Source organism: Streptomyces sp. NPDC048473, assembly GCF_043200155.1.
Taxonomy (GTDB): Bacteria; Actinomycetota; Actinomycetes; order Streptomycetales; family Streptomycetaceae; genus Streptomyces.
On sequence record NZ_JBICXE010000006.1, the window covers coordinates 24,332 to 42,517 of the forward strand.

General features: G+C 70.8%; 19 protein-coding genes. 16 read left to right on the top strand and 3 right to left on the bottom strand.

Features of this window, described 5'->3' with window-relative positions; genetic code table 11:
• The first annotated feature begins 106 nt into the window (after positions 1–106).
• The 8 genes from ACGFU7_RS12540 (at position 107) to ACGFU7_RS12575 (ending at position 7,506) form a co-directional block, all read left to right on the top strand.
• On the top strand, positions 107–1,153 hold the full coding sequence (locus tag ACGFU7_RS12540; protein ID WP_393694966.1) for a segregation/condensation protein A: 1,047 nt from the start codon (positions 107–109) through the stop codon (positions 1,151–1,153).
• Positions 1,150–1,797, top strand: coding sequence for an SMC-Scp complex subunit ScpB (scpB, locus tag ACGFU7_RS12545; protein ID WP_393694968.1), 648 nt, complete (start codon positions 1,150–1,152; stop codon positions 1,795–1,797). The genes ACGFU7_RS12540 and scpB overlap by 4 nt, the downstream gene beginning before the upstream one ends.
• Entirely contained in the window at positions 1,797–2,906 is a 1,110-nt protein-coding gene (locus tag ACGFU7_RS12550; protein ID WP_393694970.1) for a pseudouridine synthase, read from the top strand. The genes scpB and ACGFU7_RS12550 overlap by 1 nt, the downstream gene beginning before the upstream one ends.
• Before the next feature lie 304 nt (positions 2,907–3,210).
• The gene (pnuC, locus tag ACGFU7_RS12555; RefSeq protein WP_393694972.1) at positions 3,211–3,864 is read left to right on the top strand and encodes a nicotinamide riboside transporter PnuC; all 654 of its coding nucleotides are present in this window, start codon (positions 3,211–3,213) and stop codon (positions 3,862–3,864) included.
• On the top strand, positions 3,861–4,940 hold the full coding sequence (locus ACGFU7_RS12560) for an AAA family ATPase (RefSeq protein ID WP_393694974.1): 1,080 nt from the start codon (positions 3,861–3,863) through the stop codon (positions 4,938–4,940). Before pnuC ends, ACGFU7_RS12560 begins: the two co-directional genes overlap by 4 nt.
• The gene (locus ACGFU7_RS12565; protein ID WP_393694976.1) at positions 4,937–5,671 is read left to right on the top strand and encodes an NUDIX domain-containing protein; all 735 of its coding nucleotides are present in this window, start codon (positions 4,937–4,939) and stop codon (positions 5,669–5,671) included. The genes ACGFU7_RS12560 and ACGFU7_RS12565 overlap by 4 nt, the downstream gene beginning before the upstream one ends.
• Positions 5,668–6,690: an ADP-ribosylglycohydrolase family protein gene (locus ACGFU7_RS12570; protein WP_393694978.1), complete on the top strand. Its 1,023-nt coding sequence runs from the start codon at positions 5,668–5,670 to the stop codon at positions 6,688–6,690. Before ACGFU7_RS12565 ends, ACGFU7_RS12570 begins: the two co-directional genes overlap by 4 nt.
• A 3-nt stretch (positions 6,691–6,693) precedes the next feature.
• Positions 6,694–7,506 carry a DNA polymerase beta superfamily protein gene (locus ACGFU7_RS12575; protein WP_393694980.1) on the top strand — a complete coding sequence of 271 codons (813 nt, stop codon included), beginning with the start codon at positions 6,694–6,696 and terminating at the stop codon, positions 7,504–7,506.
• A 286-nt stretch (positions 7,507–7,792) separates the two neighbouring features.
• Here ACGFU7_RS12575 and ACGFU7_RS12580 read toward each other — a convergent pair whose 3' ends face one another.
• A complete protein-coding gene (locus ACGFU7_RS12580; protein ID WP_393694981.1) occupies positions 7,793–8,497 on the bottom strand; it encodes a DNA polymerase beta superfamily protein in 705 nt (234 codons plus the stop codon).
• Positions 8,498–9,195: 698 nt separating this feature from the next.
• Here ACGFU7_RS12580 and ACGFU7_RS12585 point away from each other — a divergent pair.
• From ACGFU7_RS12585 to der, 6 genes are all read left to right on the top strand, one after another.
• A complete protein-coding gene (locus ACGFU7_RS12585; protein WP_393694982.1) occupies positions 9,196–9,627 on the top strand; it encodes a YidB family protein in 432 nt (143 codons plus the stop codon).
• A 238-nt stretch (positions 9,628–9,865) separates the two neighbouring features.
• On the top strand, positions 9,866–10,228 hold the full coding sequence (aroH, locus tag ACGFU7_RS12590) for a chorismate mutase (RefSeq protein WP_393694984.1): 363 nt from the start codon (positions 9,866–9,868) through the stop codon (positions 10,226–10,228).
• The gene (locus ACGFU7_RS12595; protein WP_393694986.1) at positions 10,225–11,310 is read left to right on the top strand and encodes a prephenate dehydrogenase; all 1,086 of its coding nucleotides are present in this window, start codon (positions 10,225–10,227) and stop codon (positions 11,308–11,310) included. Before aroH ends, ACGFU7_RS12595 begins: the two co-directional genes overlap by 4 nt.
• Positions 11,311–11,434: 124 nt before the next feature.
• Positions 11,435–12,151 carry a (d)CMP kinase gene (gene cmk, locus ACGFU7_RS12600; RefSeq protein WP_393694987.1) on the top strand — a complete coding sequence of 239 codons (717 nt, stop codon included), beginning with the start codon at positions 11,435–11,437 and terminating at the stop codon, positions 12,149–12,151.
• The gene (locus ACGFU7_RS12605) at positions 12,148–12,804 is read left to right on the top strand and encodes a lysophospholipid acyltransferase family protein (RefSeq protein WP_393694989.1); all 657 of its coding nucleotides are present in this window, start codon (positions 12,148–12,150) and stop codon (positions 12,802–12,804) included. The genes cmk and ACGFU7_RS12605 overlap by 4 nt, the downstream gene beginning before the upstream one ends.
• Positions 12,805–12,871: 67 nt before the next feature.
• Positions 12,872–14,341 carry a ribosome biogenesis GTPase Der gene (gene der, locus ACGFU7_RS12610; protein ID WP_393694991.1) on the top strand — a complete coding sequence of 490 codons (1,470 nt, stop codon included), beginning with the start codon at positions 12,872–12,874 and terminating at the stop codon, positions 14,339–14,341.
• A 69-nt stretch (positions 14,342–14,410) separates the two neighbouring features.
• Here the strand turns inward: der and ACGFU7_RS12615 are convergent, their stop codons facing one another.
• On the bottom strand, positions 14,411–14,761 hold the full coding sequence (locus ACGFU7_RS12615; RefSeq protein ID WP_393694992.1) for a hypothetical protein: 351 nt from the start codon (positions 14,759–14,761) through the stop codon (positions 14,411–14,413).
• 137 nt (positions 14,762–14,898) lie between these two features.
• Entirely contained in the window at positions 14,899–15,690 is a 792-nt protein-coding gene (locus tag ACGFU7_RS12620; protein WP_393695594.1) for a hypothetical protein, read from the bottom strand.
• A gap of 357 nt (positions 15,691–16,047) precedes the next feature.
• Between ACGFU7_RS12620 and ACGFU7_RS12625 the strand changes: the two genes are divergently transcribed.
• Together ACGFU7_RS12625 and ACGFU7_RS12630 are read left to right on the top strand one after the other, a co-directional pair.
• Positions 16,048–17,331 carry a glycosyltransferase family 4 protein gene (locus ACGFU7_RS12625; RefSeq protein WP_393694994.1) on the top strand — a complete coding sequence of 428 codons (1,284 nt, stop codon included), beginning with the start codon at positions 16,048–16,050 and terminating at the stop codon, positions 17,329–17,331.
• The gene (locus ACGFU7_RS12630) at positions 17,328–18,182 is read left to right on the top strand and encodes a transferase (RefSeq protein WP_393694996.1); all 855 of its coding nucleotides are present in this window, start codon (positions 17,328–17,330) and stop codon (positions 18,180–18,182) included. The genes ACGFU7_RS12625 and ACGFU7_RS12630 overlap by 4 nt, the downstream gene beginning before the upstream one ends.
• Positions 18,183–18,186: the final 4 nt, after the last annotated feature.

Sequence of the window (18,186 nt, forward strand, 5' to 3'; positions counted from 1 at the left end):
GTGGGGCGCCGGTAGCCTGCCCGGAGTGCCGCCGCCGGCCGAGCGGTCCGGACCTTCCCGTACGGGCCACTGCCCGCCGCCCGTATCCCGCTGCCCCTGGACCTTCATGCCGACGACCGACGAGCCCGCCCGTACCCCGCGCCGCCCCTTGGGCCGCGGCCCGGCCGGCCGGCCTGCGCCGGGGCCGACGGGGGACGGGGGCATCGACGGTGAACCCGCCACCCCGCCGCTCCCCGAAGCCGCGGAAGCGTCCCCGGAGCCGTCGGTGGCCGATGCGGCAGTGTCCGGCCCGTCCGCCGAGCCTGCCGGGCCCGAGGAACCCGTAACACCCCCCGAGCCCGCCGACGACGGGCGGTTCACTGTTCGGCTGGCGAACTTCGAGGGGCCGTTCGATCTGCTTCTGCAGCTCATCTCCAGGCACAAACTGGATGTGACCGAAGTCGCGCTGTCCAAGGTCACCGACGAGTTCATGGCGCACATCCGTGCCATGGGGCCGGACTGGGATCTGGATCAGACCACCGAGTTCCTCGTCGTCGCCGCAACCCTGCTCGATCTGAAGGCCGCCCGGCTGCTGCCCTCCGCCGAGGTGGAGGACGAGGCGGACCTGGCGCTGCTCGAAGCGCGGGACCTGCTCTTCGCCCGGCTGCTCCAGTACCGCGCGTACAAACGCATCGCGGAGATCTTCAGCGACCGGCTGGAATCGGAGGGGCGGCGTTTTCCGCGGACCGTGGGGCTGGAGCCGCACCATGCCGAGCTGCTGCCCGAGGTCGTCATCAGCATCGGGGCCGAGGGGTTCGCCAGGCTGGCCGTGAAGGCCATGCAGCCGAAGCCCGAGCCGCAGGTGTACATCGACCACATCCACGCACCGCTGGTCAGCGTGCGGGAACAGGCCGAGATCGTGGTGGCGCGGCTGCGGGAGGCGGGGGAGCTCAGTTTCCGGGTGCTCACCGAGGACGCCCAGGACACCCTCACCGTCGTCGCCAGGTTCCTCGCGCTGCTGGAGCTGTACCGGGAGAAGGCCGTCGCGCTCGACCAGGACGAGGCACTCGGGGAGCTCCTGGTGCGCTGGGCCGGGGGAGAGGGAGCCGAGCCCGTCGTGACGGACGAGTTCGACACCGAGGTGCAGGATGTTCAGGAGGATGTGAAGGCATGAGGCAGCAGGACACCACCGGCTCCACCGTCGCGGATCTTGATCTCAAGCCCGCCCTGGAGGCCGTCCTCATGGTCGTCGACGAGCCCGCCACCGAGGAGCACCTCGCCAAGGTGCTGGAGCGGCCCCGCAGAGCCGTCGCCGACGCGCTGCGAGAGCTGGCCGACGAGTACACCGTGCAGCGCCGCGGTTTCGATCTGAGGCTGGTCGCGGGCGGCTGGCGCTTCTATACCCGCCCGGAGTACGCGGCGGCCGTCGAGGGCTTCGTCCTGGACGGCCAGCAGGCCCGTCTCACGCAGGCGGCCCTGGAGACTCTGGCGGTGGTCGCGTACCGCCAGCCGGTCAGCCGGTCGAGGGTCTCCGCGGTCCGCGGTGTGAACTGTGACGGGGTCATGCGGACCCTGCTGCAGAGGGGCCTCGTCGGGGAAGCGGGCGCGGAACCCGAAACAGGTGCGATCCTGTACAGGACGACGAACTACTTTCTGGAGCGGATGGGCCTGCGTGGCCTGGATGAGCTCCCGGAGCTCGCGCCCTTCCTTCCCGAGGCGGACGCGATCGAGGCTGAGACGCTAGAGGGTGTGCCGTCGTTCGATCCGGACGCACCGGACACCCCGGATACTCACGCAGACGACAAGACGGAATTTTGATGCGAAGCAGTGGCAGGAACAGCGGAAGCGGCAGCGGCAGCGGCAAGAGCGGCGGCAACCGGAATCCCCGGGGTGCCGGCGCCGGGCGCGACGACAAGCAGGAGCAGCGCCCCCGCCGGCCCCGGCCCGAGGAGCGTCGCTACGACGTGGGCGCCGACAAGCCGGGCGGCGACGGCACCCGCAAGGGCCGCGGCGCGGCGGCCCGCGGCGGCGCCAAGGGCGGCCCGAAGCCCGCGCAGGCCGGCAGCGGCAGGAGCGGCGGCCCACGCCGCCAGGGTGCCCCGTCCCGTCCGCGTGAGCTCGACGCCAAGATCGAGCAGCGCAACCGGGACAGGTACGCGAACAAGCCCGACATCAAGACGCCCAAGACCCACCCGGGCGCCGAGGAGGAGGGCGAGCGGCTGCAGAAGGTCCTCGCCAGGGCCGGCATGGGCTCGCGCCGGGCGTGCGAGGAGCTGATCGAGCAGGCCCGTGTCGAGGTCAACGGCGAGATCGTCGTCGAGCAGGGCATGCGCATCGATGTGCACAAGGACGAGATCAAGGTCGACGGTCTGACCGTCGCCGCCCAGTCGTATCTCTTCTTCGCCCTGAACAAGCCCGCCGGTGTCGTCTCCTCCATGGAGGACCCGGACGGCCGCCAGTGCCTCGGCGACTACGTCACCAACCGTGAGACGCGGCTCTTCCACGTCGGCCGGCTGGACACCGAGACCGAGGGCATCATCATGCTCACCAACCACGGCGAGCTGGCCCACCGCCTGACCCACCCCAAGTACGGGGTGAAGAAGACCTACCTGGCCGCCATCCAGGGACCGCTCCCGCGCGACCTGGGCAAGCGGCTCAAGGACGGCATCCAGCTGGAGGACGGGTACGCCCGCGCCGACCACTTCCGGGTCGTCGAGAACACCGGCAAGAACTACCTGGTCGAGGTGACCCTCCACGAGGGCCGCAAGCACATCGTCCGCCGGATGCTGGCCGAGGCCGGCTTCCCGGTCGAGCGGCTCGTGCGCACGTCCTTCGGGCCGATCCCGCTGGGTGACCAGAAGTCCGGCTGGCTGCGCCGCCTCACCAACACCGAGGTGGGCATGCTGATGCGCGAGGTCGGTCTGTAGGAGCGTCCGGCAATTGGGGGCGTCGCGGGGCTGGGCACGCGCATCTGTGGCGTTGTCGTCGGTCGATATGGCTCCTTCCCCAAGCTCTCGACTGCGCTCGAGCAGGGGAGGCCCCATCTGCCTCCCTCCTCCGCCCTGCAGCTGCACGCACTCAGCCCCGATTGCCGGACGCCCCAACCCGGCTCTGTCCGCTCCACGGCCCGCGGCCGGTTCCTGCTTTCGATTTTCGAACAGGAATCTGCCGCGGGCCTTTTGCTGCGGCTGTTCCGCCTTTATAGTCAGAGTGACTATTAAGGAGGCGGGAGTGAGTCTCGCGGATTTCCTCGATCCCCTGCAGCAACCCCTGGTGACCGTCCTTGACACCCCGGTCAGCTGGACCGAGGTGCTCGGCTTCGGCAGCGGAGCGCTGTGCGTCTGGCTCGTGGCCCGCCAGCACCTCGCCAACTGGCCGATCGGCATTGCCAACAACCTCTTCTTCATCCTGCTGTTCACCCAGTCCGGTCTGTACGCCGATGCCGGACTCCAGATCGTCTTCATCGCCCTTGCCGCGTACGGCTGGTGGACCTGGACCCACGGGGGTGGACCGGGGACACCGGACCTGCCGGTGCGGCGCACCACGCGCACCGAATGGGTCCGGCTGCTCGCGGCAGGGGTGGTGGGGACCTTCGCCCTCACCGTCCTGCTCGACCACGCCACCGACTCGACCGTGCCCTTCTGGGACGCCCTGACGACCGCACTGTCCCTGACGGCGACGTACGGGCAGTGCAGGAAGCTCGTCGAGTCGTGGTGGCTCTGGATCGCCGCCGATGTGGTGTACATCCCGCTGTACGCGTACAAGGAGCTCTATCTGACCTCCCTGCTGTACGTAGGCTTCCTGACGCTGTGCCTGATCGGCCTGCGCAACTGGAAGCGTGATCTCGCCGTACAGCAGCACCGGCCCGTGGAGGTGGCGGCATGAAGCGCTTTGCGCACGGGCTCGTCCTCGGCAAGTTCTACCCGCCGCACGCCGGCCACCACCACCTCGTCCGCACCGCGCAGGACCGCTGCGAGCGGCTGACCGTCCTGGTCTGCGCCGCCTCCGTCGAGTCCGTACCGCTCGCCGACCGGGTGGCCTGGATGCGGGAGGTGCACCCGGACGTACGGGTCGTGGGCGCCGTCGACGACATCCGCATGGATCTCCATGACCCGGTGATCTGGGACGCGCACATGGCCGTCTTCACCGGGGCCGTGCCCGAGCCGGTGGACGCCGTCTTCACCTCGGAGTCGTACGGGGACGAACTGGCCCGCCGGTTCGGTGCCGAACCCGTCTGCGTCGACCCCGACCGCACGGTCTTCCCGGTCTCCGGCACCGCCGTCCGCAAGGACCCGGTCGGTTGCTGGGACTTCCTCGAACCGCCCGTACGGGCCGCGCTCACCCGCCGGATCGTCGTCCTCGGCGCGGAATCCACCGGCACCACGACGATGGCCCGCGCCCTCACCGACCACTACCGGCGGCGCGGCGGCGTCTGGGCGCAGACCCGCTACGTCGCCGAGTACGGGCGGGAGTTCAGCGAAGACAAGCTGGCCGCGCTGCGCGCCCGGTGGTCCGGGGCCCAGTGGGAGGACGTCGCCTTCACCACCGATGACTTCCCGCAGATCGCCCTGGTGCAGAACGCCAGGGAGGAGGCGGCCGCGCGCACCGGGTCGCCGGTGCTCTTCTGCGACACCGACTCCTTCGCGACCACCGTCTGGCACGAGCGGTACATCGGCGGCCGCAATCCGCTCGTCGAGGAGACCGCCGACCGGGTCGCCCACCATCTGTGGCTGCTCACCGACCACGAGGGCGTCGCCTTCGAGGACGACGGCCTGCGTGACGGCGAGGAGCTGCGGCCCTGGATGACCGACCGTTTCCGGGCCGAACTCAGTCGTACGGGAAGGGAGTTCATCGAGCTCACCGGAACCCACCAGGAACGCCTGGCCACCGCGATCGCCGCCGTCGACACCTTGCTCGCCGCCGGCTGGAACTTCGCCGCCCCCCTCCCGGAGCACCGATGAGCGCCGGTGTCCCCGCAGGCTACGACCCGTACGCCTTCGAACCCTTCGCGGTCACCGTCGACCTCGCCGTCTTCACGGTCCGCGACACCCGGCTGCACGTCCTGCTCGTCGAACGGGGCGAGGACCCGTACAAGGGCCACTGGGCGCTGCCCGGCGGCTTCGTCCAGCCCCGCGAGTCCGCCGAGGACGCCGCCCGCCGGGAGCTCGCCGAGGAGACCGGGCTCACGGAGGGCACCGTCTCGGCCCTCCACCTGGAGCAGTTGCGTACCTACAGCGCACCGGACCGCGACCCGAGGATGCGGGTCGTCTCCGTCGCCTACGCCGCACTCGTACCCGACCTGCCCGAACCGCACGGCGGCGGCGACGCGGCCAAGGCCCAGTGGTGGGACGCCGGAGCACCCGGACCGCTCGCCTTCGACCACGACCGCATCCTCGCCGACGCACACGACCGGATCGGCGCCAAACTCGAATACAGCTGTCTGGCCACCGCCTTCTGCCCGCCCGAATTCACCCTGGGGGAACTCCAGCAGGTGTACGAGACGGTGTGGGGCGTCGAGCTGGACCGGCCCAACTTCCGGCGCAAGGTCCTCACCACGCCCGGCTTCGTCCAGGCCGTGGAGGGATCACCGCGCCGCACCGGCGGACGGGGGAAACCGGCCGCGCTCTACCGGGCGGGTGCCGCTACCGCCCTGCACCCTCCACTCCTGAGACCGGAAGGAAGAACCACGTGATCGTGACCAGGACCATCACCAAACAGGCCGCCACAGGCGCACTGACCGGGCTCGCGCTCGGCGATGCACTGGGCTTCCCGACCGAGTTCAACAATGTGCCGTCGATCCTCGCCAAGTGCGGGCCGTGGCGCCAGATGCGGCTGCCGAAGCCGGCGATCGTCACCGACGACACCCAGATGACGCTGGCCCTGGGGCGGGGCATCCGTACCGCCATGGACCGCGGGCTGCTCACCCCGCTGCGGCTGGTCCGCCCGGTGCGCGAGGAGTTCGTCGACTGGTACCACTCGCCCGACAACAACCGCGCCCCCGGCCGCACCTGCATGACCGCCTGCCGCCTGCTCGACAGCGACCGGCTCTGGCAGGAGGCCAGCCAGACCGGCTCCAAGGGCTGCGGCGCCAATATGCGGGTCGCGCCGGTCGGACTCGTGCCCGGGCTGAGCGACGAACAGCGCTCCGGCGCCGCCCAGTTGCAGGCGGCCCTCACCCACGGGCACCCGACCGCTCTCGCCGCGTCCGACCTGATGGCCCGCGCGGTGTACCTGCTGGCGCAGGGTACGGAGCCGATGGGCCTGATCGGGCAACTGCGCTCGTACGCGTACGAGAACAGCAGCCGCTACCTCACGCGCTGGCTCGGCGACCTCTGGCGGTACGCGGGCGACTCCTCCCCGGAGCTGTACATCCAGCGCGGCTGGGACGAATGCCTCACCGCCCTGGCCCGCGTCCAGGACGCCCTGCACGACCCGTCCCCGGAGACCGACCCCTGCGAGACCACCGGTGACGGCTGGATCGCCGAGGAGGCCCTCGCCACGGCCCTGCACTGCTTCCTGCTCTTCCCCGAAGAACCCGTCACCGCGCTGCGCCGGGCCGCCTGCACCCGGGGCGACTCGGACTCCCTCGGCTGCCTGACCGGCGCGCTCGCCGGGGCGCACCTGGGAGCGGGGGCCTGGCCCAAGGAGTGGTCGGAGCGGATCGAGTACCGGAGCGATCTGCTGTCGCTGGGGGCGCTCTGGGACTCTTGATCCATGCGTACGGAAACGATGCACCTCCAGGAGGCCGGGCTGCCGGTCACGGACTTCGGCCCGGTTCTCGCCGAAGAGCGCCACCCGCTGCTGTTCGCCACGGTCTCCGGGGCGCATCTGTACGGGTTTCCGTCCAGGGACTCGGATGTGGACCTTCGGGGGGTCCATCTCCTGCCCGCGGAGGATCTCGTCGGGCTGCGCGAGCCGGACGAGACGCGCTCGCGGATGTGGGACCGGGACGGGGTCGAGATGGATCTCGTCACCCACGATCTGCGGAAGTTCGTCCGGCTGATGCTGAAGCCGAACGGCTATGTGCTGGAGCAGCTGCTATCGCCGCTGGTCGTGCACACGAGTGAGCTGCACGCGGAGCTGGTGGACCTGGCGACGGGTGTGGTCACCCGTCACCACGCCCACCACTACCGGGGGTTCGCCAACACCCAGTGGCGGCTCTTCGAGAAGACCGGCGAGCTGAAGCCGCTGTTGTACACGTTCCGGGCGCTGCTCACCGGCATCCATCTGATGCGCAGCGGTGAGGTGCGTGCGCATCTGCCGACGCTCCTCGGGAAGGTGGCGGCTCCGGCGTATCTGCCCGAGCTGATCGACGCCAAGGCCGAGGCCGAGCACGGGGGAGCGGGCGGTGTGGACGGTGCGGTGGTGTCCCGGGACGTCGAGGTGTTGCACGGAGTGCTTGACGAGGCGCAGGCGGAATCGGGGCTTCCCGAGGTGGCCGGCGCGTTCGACGGGCTGCACGATCTTGTGGTGCGTGCGCGGTTGAAGGGGCGGGCGTCTTTGTCCTCAATCTCCCCCATGGCCTGAAGGGCGTGGGGCCCCCTCGACGGGCTTGATTTTCCGCTGGTCCGGGGTGGGACGGCGTTCACGGGGGCACCCCGCCGTGGGTTTCGTCGTGGTGGTCCGGGGCCGCTCCGGGCGTCTCCTCGGGCAACGAACGTTCGGCGGCTACGCAGAGGAGCCCGGGTATCTGTTCGTCGCAGGGACTGACGTAGATGACCGGTTCGCTGTATGTACCGGGGTGCCGCGTCAGTTCCGAGGAGACGGCCCGGAGGGGCCCCGCCCCCCCCACTCACCGGACAGGGCGGGCCGTTCACCCGTGGTCGGGCCACGGCGCGGACGCTCGGCGGGTGTGGATCAGGAAGTCCTCCACCCGGGCCCGGTCCGGGTCGGGCGGCAGCGGTGAGGCGGTGGCCGCCTCGTCGTTCTCCTCGGCCAGGCGGGTCATGCGGCGTTCGACCTCCGGCCATGGCACCTCACCGCGCTTCACCGCCAGCAGCTCCTCCCGGGCCGGGCCCACCTCGATCGTGAGCTTGCCCGTGCGCAGCAGATCCCGGCCGCTGGTCAGCAGCCGCAGCAGATGCATGGCGTGCTTCCAGCGTGGCGCCCCGTACTGCCGGACGTCCGCCTCCAGTTTTCTGCGCTGGCCCAACGCGTAGCGGACGAAGGTCTGATGGGCCAGCCGGGACAGGAACGCCTCGCGCAGGGACAGGAGTTCACGGCCCACGGCGTCGACGTGTTCCACCAGCGGCGAGTGCAGGCACTCCAGCACATTGGGGTTGGCGCGCAGGGCCAGCTCGCAGAAGCGTTCCAGCTCCCAGGAGAACTGCTCCTCCGCCGGGCCCTCGACATGCGTCGGTGGTTTGTCGAACCGCCAGAACAACGGGGTCGGCGCGAGGAAGACGCCGCGCCGGTCGGTGTCGCTGCCGTCCGTGGCGAGCCCGAAGGCGCGTGAGCCCATCACACAGGAGTAGACCGTGTGGTCGCGTACGAGAGCCTCCGGGGCAGGGGTGATCATGCCGGCGAGGGTACGTGAGCGAATATTCGAACACCTGCCGTACCCGGCCCGTGCGTGGGGCATCGCCGAACACACCCGTTCCCTGGACGACGCCGCCTGCCGCGCCGCGCACACGTACGCCGGCATACGTACCGGATCCTCCGGCTGTCCCGCCGGTCCGCGCTCGCAGACCGGCTGCTCCCACAGGTCCGCGAACGGCACGGCGGCGAGGACACGGCCCGGCTGTTCCCCGCCTGTACGCCAGACGCGGCCGAGCAGTGGCTGCCGAGGCTGGTCCAGCGGACGCAGCCGCGACCCGCCCAAGCGCCCGCGATCCGGCAGCCGGGATGCTGCTGCTCGACCGGGTCCCTCATCCGGTCACCGGCACAGTGATGGCCACGCTGCCGCACGCCCCCGCCGCCGTACTGGCCTCGCTGCGACGCACCGGCACCGAACGCCTGGCCCCGGCTCCGGAACCATTGCCGAGGTGGAGCTCGTGGTCCGGGCGGGAACACCCGATGGGCGGACCCCTGGCAGGACGAGCCGGCCGTGCTGCGGGAGAGTGAGCATCCGGATGCGCGGACGCCGCGCTTCTGGCCGATGTCCGCCGGGCGGTCCGGCGACCGCTGTGTGACGGCGGACCCGCCCCGGTCAAGTGGCAGAAGCCCGGGTTCTGATCGACATTGTCGATAAATCATCCCCTCTGGAAAGGCAGAACCATGGCGGGAAACGACCTCGGCAGCCTGCTGGGCAGTTTGCTGGGCGGTGGCGGCCAGGGCAGCGCCTCCGGCGGCGCCGGGAACATCCTCGGCGCACTGCTGGGCGCACTGGGCAACGGCCAAAGCGGTACGGGCGGCAGTGGCAACGCGCTCGAAGGGCTGATCGGGATGCTCACCAAGTCCGGCCTCGTCGACCAGGCGCAGTCCTGGGTCGGCACCGGTGAGAACAAGGCGGTCAGCGGCGCCCAGATCACCGAGGCACTGCCGAACGAGACCCTGCAGAAGGTCGCCCAGGAGACCGGAGTCTCCACGGAACAGGCGGCCGACGAGATCGCCCGGTCGTTGCCGACGGCGGTCGACAAACTGACCCCGTCGGGCGAGGTCCCGGAGGGCCGCTCGATCGAGGACCTGGTCCGGGAACAGCAGCTCTGAGCCCGGGGGCGGCCGCAAGGGCCGCTCACCGTGCGGGAAGGGGTGTTCCTCCGGAACACCCCACGCGGCCGGAGAGCCTTCGCCACCACGGCGGAGCCCTCCGGCCGACGCGCTTCGCCCCGTCTCACTGGGAGAGCACCCCGGCCGCCCGTCGCGCCGCCCCTCTAGGCTGATCGTGCAGAAAGATCACGCAGGCGGACAGCATGCGCGACACGTACGAAAGAGCGAGGAGCACGACGTGGCGGTACGAGCGGTCCGTGGAGCCGTCCAGCTGGATCAGGACGAGGCCGGGCACATGGGCGAGCGGGTCAGCGCCCTGCTCACCGCCGTCCTGGAGCGCAACAACCTCGTCGCGGACGATCTGATCAGCATCTGGTTCACGGCCACCCCCGATCTGCACAGCGACTTCCCGGCCGCCGCGGCACGCGGGATCGGTATCGTCGACGTACCGCTGATCTGTGCCCAGGAGCTGGACATCGTGGGGGCCATGCCCCGCGTGGTGCGCATCCTCGCGCACGTCGAGACGTACCTTCCCAAGTCCGAGATCGCCCACGTGTACCTCGGCGCCACCGCCGCCCTCCGCAAGGACATCGCCCAGTGAGAACCGCCCTCGTCATCGGAACGGGCCTCGTCGGCACTTCCGCAGCCCTCGCCCTGGCCGGGCGCGGCATCCATGTCCACCTCGTCGACCACGACCCCGAATCGGCCCGCACCGCGGCCGCTCTCGGCGCCGGTACGGACGAGGCACCCGAGGGCCGCGTCGACCTGGCGATCATCGCCGTGCCGCCCGCCCACGTGGCCTCGGTGCTGGCCACCGCCATGCAGGACGGCGTGGCCCGCGGCTACCTCGACGTCGCCAGCGTCAAGGGCGGCCCGCGCCGCGAGCTGGAGGCCCGCGGCGTCGACCTCACGCCGTACATCGGTACGCACCCCATGGCCGGCAAGGAGCGATCGGGCCCCCTCGCCGCCACCGCGGACCTCTTCGAAGGCCGCCCCTGGGTCCTCACTCCGACCCGTGACACCGACACCGAGGTCCTCAACCTCGCCCTGGAACTGGTCGCGCTCTGCCGCGCCGTCCCGGTCGTCATGGACGCCGACGCGCACGACCGGGCCGTCGCCCTGGTCTCCCACACCCCGCAGCTCATCTCGTCGATGGTCGCCGCCCGACTGGAGGAGGCCGACGAGACCGCCGTACGCCTGTGCGGGCAGGGCATCAGGGACGTCACCCGGATCGCCGCCTCCGACCCCCGGATGTGGGTGGAGATCCTCTCCGCAAACCCCGGCCCGGTCGCCGACGTGCTGGCCGGGGTCGCCGCCGATCTGGACGAGACGGTACGGGCGCTGCGCGGTCTGCAGTCCGGTGACGACGACAAGCGCCGCGAAGGCACCGAAGGCATCGAGGACGTACTGCGCCGCGGCAACGCGGGCCGGGTCCGGGTGCCCGGCAAGCACGGGACGGCCCCCGCCTCGTACGAGATCGTGTCCGTGCTCATCAGCGACCGGCCGGGCGAACTGGCCGGGATCTTCGCCGACGCCGGCCGGGCCGGGGTCAACGTCGAGGACGTCCGTATCGAGCATGCCACCGGGCAGCAGGCGGGCCTGGTCCAGCTCATGGTCGAGCCGAGCGCGGTCCCCGAACTGAGCGCGGCACTGCGCGACCGGGGCTGGTCGCTACGCCAGTAGGCCCGGGGCGGCGGGCCCGGGAGGCGGTTGTCCACAGGGGTGCAGAGGACCGCTCCGACACTCGGTAACCTTGTGCGGGGCGGGTTCGCGCGTCCCCGTCCCGCCCACCCCGTGTACCAGGAAGGTGTCCACCACCGTGGAAACCGCAAGCGCCGCCGCCCCGACGGCCCCGACCGCAGTGATCGTCGCCATCGACGGGCCCTCCGGCACCGGCAAGTCGAGCACGTCCAAGGCCGTCGCCGCCCAGCTCGGCCTGAGCTACCTGGACACCGGCGCCCAGTACCGGGCGATCACCTGGTGGATGCTGAACAACGGCATCGACGTGCAGGACGCGATGGAGGTGGCGACCGCCGCGGCCAAGCCGGTCATCGTCTCCGGTACGGACCCGGCCGCCCCGACGATCACCGTCGACGGCGAGGACGCCTCGGGGCCGATCCGTACCCAGGAGGTCACCTCCAAGGTCAGCGCCGTCAGCGCGGTCCCCGAGGTGCGCACCCGGATCACCGAGCTGCAGCGCACCATCGCCGCCGCGGCCGAGGGGGGCATAGTGGTCGAGGGCCGTGACATCGGCACCACGGTGCTGCCCGACGCGGACCTGAAGATCTTCCTCACCGCATCGCCGGAGGCGCGTGCCGCCCGCCGCAGCGGAGAGGTAAAGGGCTCCGATCTCGCCGCCACCCAGAAGGCGCTGATCAAGCGGGACGCGGCCGACTCCGGCCGCAAGACCTCCCCGCTGGCCAAGGCGGACGACGCCGTCGAGGTGGACACCACCGAGCTGACCCTCCAGCAGGTCATCGAGTGCGTCGTCACCCTCGTCGAGGAGAAGCGGGCCGCGAAGTGACCCACGCCACGGGCTCGCCCACGCTGCGCGGCGCAGCGGTCGGGCGCGGGATCGGCATCGGGCTGATGTACGGGCTGTGGAAGCCCCGCGTCCTCGGTGCGTGGCGGGTTCCCGCCTCCGGACCCGTCATACTCGCGGTGAACCACTCCCACAACATCGACGGTCCGATGCTGATGGGCACCGCGCCCCGGCCCGTCCACTTCCTGATCAAGAAAGAGGCGTTCGTCGGCCCCCTCGACCCGTTCCTGCGCGGAATCGGTCAGCTGAAGGTGGACCGTACGACCGCCGACCGCACCGCCATCACCCACGCCCTCGGCGTGCTGGAGAACGGCGGCGTGCTCGGGATCTTCCCCGAGGGCACCAGGGGCGAGGGCGACTTCGCCTCCCTGCGTGCCGGGCTCGCATACTTCGCGGTACGCAGCGGGGCGCCGATCGTGCCCGTGGCCGTACTGGGAAGCACCGAGCGCCGCGGACGGTTGATATCGGCACTGCCGCCGTTGCGCAGCCGGGTCGATGTCGTCTTCGGCGATGCTTTTGACCCGGGTGACGGGAGCGGGCGGCGGACGCGCAAGGCGCTGGACGAGGCGACGGTACGGATCCAGGGGCGGCTGAGCGCCCACCTGGACGAGGCCAGGCGTTTCACCGGACGCTAGGTAAGACTTGAGTAGTGGGCCGCGTGGTCGCGGTCCATCGATGATGATGCAAAGAGGAACGGACTTCATGAACGACCAGATTCACTCCGACGGCTCGGACCACGAGCACGGAGCGCTTGGCGACGCCGAGTACGCGGAGTTCATGGAGCTCGCCGCGGAGGAGGGCTTCGACGCCGAAGAGGTCGAGGGCGCGATCGGTGAGGCCGGTCACGGACCGCTTCCCGTGCTCGCCGTCGTCGGCCGCCCCAATGTCGGCAAGTCGACGCTGGTGAACCGGATCATCGGCCGCCGTGAGGCGGTCGTCGAGGACAAGCCCGGCGTCACCCGCGACCGCGTCACCTACGAGGCCGAGTGGGCGGGCCGCCGCTTCAAGGTCGTCGACACCGGCGGCTGGGAGCAGGACGTGCTGGGCATCGACGCCTCCGTCGCCGCCCAGGCCGAGTACGCGATCGAGGCCGCCGACGCGGTCGTCTTCGTGGTCGACTCGACCGTCGGCGCGACCGACACCGACGAAGCCGTCGTCAAGCTGCTGCGCCGGGCCGGCAAGCCCGTCGTGCTGTGCGCCAACAAGGTCGACGGACAGAGCGGCGAGGCGGACGCCACCGCGCTCTGGTCGCTGGGCCTCGGCGAGCCGCACCCGGTCTCCTCGCTGCACGGCCGCGGCACCGGCGACCTGCTCGACGCCGTACTCGAAGCACTTCCCGAGGCCCCGGCGCAGCTCTTCGGCACCGCGATCGGCGGACCGCGCCGGATCGCGCTCATCGGCCGTCCCAACGTCGGCAAGTCCTCGCTGCTGAACAAGGTGGCGAACGAGGACCGCGTCGTCGTCAACGAGCTCGCGGGCACCACCCGTGACCCGGTCGACGAGCTGATCGAGCTCGGCGGCATCACCTGGAAGTTCATCGACACGGCCGGTATCCGCCGCCGCGTCCACCTCCAGGAGGGCGCGGACTACTACGCCTCGCTGCGTACCGCCGCCGCCGTGGAGAAGGCCGAGGTCGCCGTCGTCCTGATCGACGCCAGCGAGTCCATCAGCGTCCAGGACCAGCGCATCATCACCATGGCCGTGGAGGCCGGGCGTGCCCTGGTGATCGCGTACAACAAGTGGGACACCCTCGACGAGGAGCGCCGCTACTACCTGGAGCGCGAGATCGAGACGGAGCTCGCGCAGATCGCGTGGGCCCCGCGGGTCAACGTCTCCGCCGTCACCGGCAGGCACATGGAGAAGCTGGTCCCGGCGATCGAGACCGCCCTCGCCGGCTGGGAGACCCGCGTCCCCACCGGCCGGCTGAACGCCTTCCTCGGTGAGATCGTCGCCTCCCACCCGCACCCCGTCCGCGGCGGCAAGCAGCCCCGCATCCTCTTCGGCACCCAGGCCGGCACCAAGCCGCCGCGCTTCGTGCTGTTCTCCTCGGGCTTCCTGGAGCACGGCTACCGACGCTTCGTCGAGCGCCGGCTGCGTGAGGAGTTCGGCTTCGAGGGCACCCCGATCCACATCTCGGTGCGGGTCCGCGAGAAGCGCGGCCGCAACAAGTAGTACGCAAGGCCCCATGACGGAGCCCCGGACCGTTTCGGATACGAAACGGTCCGGGGCTCCGTCATGGGGTCAGGCCCCTCGCGATCCCGTTCCCGGGGGCAGCGCCGCAGGCTGGGTCCGCGCGGAGTGCCGGCCCACCCGCTGCCAGGAGCTGAGGCTGCCGGTGTGCATGCTCGGGCCGCCGCCGTGTCCGGTGGTCCCGCTGTGGACGGAAAGCCCCGTGGAGAGACCGGAGAGACCGGAGAGACCGGAGCGGCCGCGGCTGCCGAAGAACCCGCTGCCGAAGGCCACGAAACCGAGATCCTCCTCGCCGCTACGATCACCCGGCAGCGCCCGGAACGACCGGCGGTACTCGGAGTACAGCGCGTCGTAGATCGGGGTGTGGGACTGACCGCCCGATGGGTCCGGCGAGGGGCGCATGCCAGGGATCGGGCTCGGGCGCTGGTGGGAGGAGTCGTATGAGTGCACGTATGTGCCAACGACCCCACTGTCCGTCGGATGCGGGCCCGGCGGAGAAATAGCTGTTCGCCGCAGGTGTGAAGGGCCGACGGCCATGATCAGGTCCCGGCCAGTGGCATCGCCGCGGCGACCAGGAGCCCGCCGGCGGCGGCCTTGTCCAGGGCGTCGCGCAGCAGGTCCTCGCGTGGCTGCTGGCCGATCGCCCCCGCCGGGGCGGCGAAGACGAGCACGGTCTGCGACTTGTTGGCCGCGGTTCGCCAGCCCTCGGTGACCTGGAGCGGCGCATGCGCCTGCCACCAGGCGACCGGGGCGCCGCCGCCGGTGCCCGGCTGGAGCACGGCGTGCAGCTGGCCCATGGCGAGCAGGATCGACCAGCCGTGCAGCGCCGCGGGCGTCTGGTCCATCCGGTGGACCGGGTGGAAGCCCTGCTCCAGCAGCAGCTGGAGGAATTCGTCGCCCCGGCTGCCGTCCGTGCCCGGGCGGGCGATCGCGCCGGTCGGCTCGACGACGAGGGCCGGGTGGAGTTCGTCGTCGATCAGGACGAGGCCGCTGGTGATCCCGAGGACGGCCTGTTCGGGGCTGAGGCCCTCAAGGTGCTCAGGGCGCTCCGCGTCGCTGCCGGTGATGCTGCGTACGGCGCCCTGCAGCTGCTCCTCGGCGACCTGGACGACCTGCGAGGGGATGCAGGTTGCGTGGGCGAAGGCGAGGACAGCGGTTTCGTCACCGACGAAGAGCACCGTGCTGGTGCGTTCCTGTTCGGAGTCGCCGGGGGTGCGGCAGGAGGTGCAGTCGTAACTGCCTGGGGTGTTGTCGCCGACGAGCAGCCGGTCGGCTTCGGCGTCGCCGATCTCGGCGCGTACGTCCTCGCTGACGTCGAGCATGCGCGGCACGGGTGGCTCCTCGAACTCGGTGCGTGCGCCGGGCGGTTCCCGGCTCATGAAGAAGACAACGGGCGATCTGCGGCCGGGGTCACGCGAGAAAGGGAACGTAATCGAACCATCCGACGCAGAGGGTGAATCTCAGGATTCGGGGGGTCGATTGCGACCTGTTTCTCCTGATTGGTCGTATGGCGATGTGGTCGACTCGGCCATGGACCGGTTCACCAATACATCGATAAATCAGGAAAACAGGTGAGCATGAAGGTGGCTGAAACTGGCCCATGCCGGGAGTGAACTGCCGACCGGTCTGCGTCGTCCTGGTCAGTGGCGCCCGCCACTGACCAGCCGAACCGGGAGATATGGCGTTTCATGCACATTTCTTTCCTGCTCCACAACGCCTACGGAGTCGGGGGCACGATCCGTACGACGTTCAATCTCGCCGGGGCGCTGGCCGGGCACCACGACATCGAGATCGTGTCGGTCTTCCGGCACCGTGACGTCCCCGCACTGGGCGCACCCGAAGGCGTGCGCATGAGCCACCTCGTCGACCTGCGGAAGAAGAGCCCGGCATACGACGGCGACGCGGCCGAACACGCCCGTCCCGCAACCGTGTTCCCGCGCGGCGACAGCAGGTACCGCCAGTACAGCAGGCTGACCGACGCGCGGGTGGCGGACCATCTGCGTTCCCTGGACGCGGATGTCGTGGTCGGAACCCGTCCCGGGCTCAATGTGCAGATCAGCAGGCAGGCCCGGCGCGGTCCGGTCCGGATCGGGCAGGAGCACCTCACCCTCGACAGCCACAGTTACCGGCTGCGCCGCGAGATCGGGCATCGCTACGCCCTGCTCGACGCGATCACCACCGTCACCGAGGCCGACGCCCGCGCCTACCGGACCGGGCTCAAGCTGCCCGGCGTACGGATCGAGTCCATTCCCAACAGCGTGCCCGCGCCGAGGATCGCGCCCGCCGACGGCGACAGCAAGTGGGTGATCGCCGCAGGCCGGTTGCACAAGGTCAAGCGGTACGACCTGCTCGTCCGGGCGTTCGCCGACGTGGCCGCCGTCCGTCCGGACTGGCGGCTGCGCATCTACGGCGGCGGCGACGCGACCGGGAACGAACGCCAGGCGCTGCTCACGCTCATCGGTGAACTCGGCCTGCACAACCATGTGTTCCTCATGGGTCCGGTCAACCCGCTGGAAGCCGAGTGGCCCAAGGGAGCGATCGCCGCGGTCACTTCGGACCGCGAGTCCTTCGGCATGACCATCGTCGAGGCGATGCGCTGCGGCCTGCCCGTTGTCGCCACCGATTGTCCGCACGGACCCCGCGAGATCATCGAGGACGGCACCGACGGACGGCTGGTGCCGGTCGGTGACACTGCGGCGGTGGCGGACGCTCTGCTCGGTCTGATCGACGACGACGAAGCACGGCACCGCTCGGGACGTGCCGCACTGGCCGCGTCGCAGCGGTTCGACCCGTCACGGATAGCCGAACGCCATGAGCGGCTCTTCACCGAACTCTCCTCCCGAGCCCCGCGCGACCGCTCGCAGGGCGCTCTGCGCACCACATTGCACCGCGCCCGCGGCACCGTGCTGGACGGGGCGTACGCCCTGCGCTACAAGGCCGCCGATGTCATCCGCAGGGGGAAGCCCGCATGACCATCTCCGCAGAGCGACGGGCGCCACGAGCCGACTGCACCGCAGGCCCCGACGGCGGGATCACCTTCGACCTCGGCCTCGGCCGCCGCGAGGACGAGGAGGCGCCCGAACTGCTTCTCCGGCTGCGCGGCGCCAAGGGCACCGGCAGCGACGGCGACACCGTACGGCTGCCCCTGAGCCCGCTCGGCGGGGGACGGCTGCGAGCGGTGCTGCCGGGCACCCTGGCGCTCGCCGAAGGCTACTGGGACGTCTGTCTGCGTGAGCCGGGCGCGGACGACGACGGGGCGGTTGCCGTAGAGCCCGGAATCAGAGATGTGCGGCTCCTCATGGACCGCACACCGGAGACCGGGCGGATCGCGGTCCGTATCCCGTACCCGACCGTCGACGGCCGGCTCGCCGTGCGCTGCTGGATCCGCTCACCGCACGCCGAGGCCGGGCCGGTCACTTTCGGCCGGGGCGGGATGACCGTCGAGGGCAGGCTGTACGGGACCCGCCTCGGCGACGACGCCCGCGTCGAGGCGCGACTGGCAGGCGCCCCCGACCGGGTCTGCCGGGTGCCGGTCGCAGGGAAGGAAGGCACGTTCTCCTTCACGCTCCCGCTCGACGGGCTGGGCACCGGGCCGGTCACCGAGCAGCAGCTGTGGACGCTCTGGCTGGTCCCCGGGACGGGCGCCGGGGAGCCGGCCGACGGCGTACGGATCTCCCGCATCCTCGACGACGTCTGGGACCGCAAGAACAGCTTCGTCTACCCGGGCCGCAGCGCAGGAGAGGGCGCCCGCGCCACCCCTTGCTACTCCGCCGCCAACGACCTGTGCGTACGGCTCGTACCGGATCCGGCACAGGCCCGGTAGACCA

Bases quoted from the DNA above. Each gene is read 5' to 3' on its own strand.
- ACGFU7_RS12540 (WP_393694966.1), top strand. From the start codon at position 107: ATGCCGACGACCGACGAGCCCGCCCGTACCCCGCGCCGCCCCTTGGGC.
- scpB (WP_393694968.1), top strand. From the start codon at position 1,150: ATGAGGCAGCAGGACACCACCGGCTCCACCGTCGCGGATCTTGATCTC.
- ACGFU7_RS12550 (WP_393694970.1), top strand. From the start codon at position 1,797: ATGCGAAGCAGTGGCAGGAACAGCGGAAGCGGCAGCGGCAGCGGCAAG.
- ACGFU7_RS12560 (WP_393694974.1), top strand. From the start codon at position 3,861: ATGAAGCGCTTTGCGCACGGGCTCGTCCTCGGCAAGTTCTACCCGCCG.
- ACGFU7_RS12565 (WP_393694976.1), top strand. From the start codon at position 4,937: ATGAGCGCCGGTGTCCCCGCAGGCTACGACCCGTACGCCTTCGAACCC.
- ACGFU7_RS12575 (WP_393694980.1), top strand. From the start codon at position 6,694: ATGCGTACGGAAACGATGCACCTCCAGGAGGCCGGGCTGCCGGTCACG.
- ACGFU7_RS12580 (WP_393694981.1), bottom strand. From the start codon at position 8,497: ATGATCACCCCTGCCCCGGAGGCTCTCGTACGCGACCACACGGTCTAC.
- ACGFU7_RS12585 (WP_393694982.1), top strand. From the start codon at position 9,196: ATGGCGGGAAACGACCTCGGCAGCCTGCTGGGCAGTTTGCTGGGCGGT.
- der (WP_393694991.1), top strand. From the start codon at position 12,872: ATGAACGACCAGATTCACTCCGACGGCTCGGACCACGAGCACGGAGCG.
- ACGFU7_RS12615 (WP_393694992.1), bottom strand. From the start codon at position 14,761: ATGCGCCCCTCGCCGGACCCATCGGGCGGTCAGTCCCACACCCCGATC.
- ACGFU7_RS12625 (WP_393694994.1), top strand. From the start codon at position 16,048: ATGCACATTTCTTTCCTGCTCCACAACGCCTACGGAGTCGGGGGCACG.
- ACGFU7_RS12630 (WP_393694996.1), top strand. From the start codon at position 17,328: ATGACCATCTCCGCAGAGCGACGGGCGCCACGAGCCGACTGCACCGCA.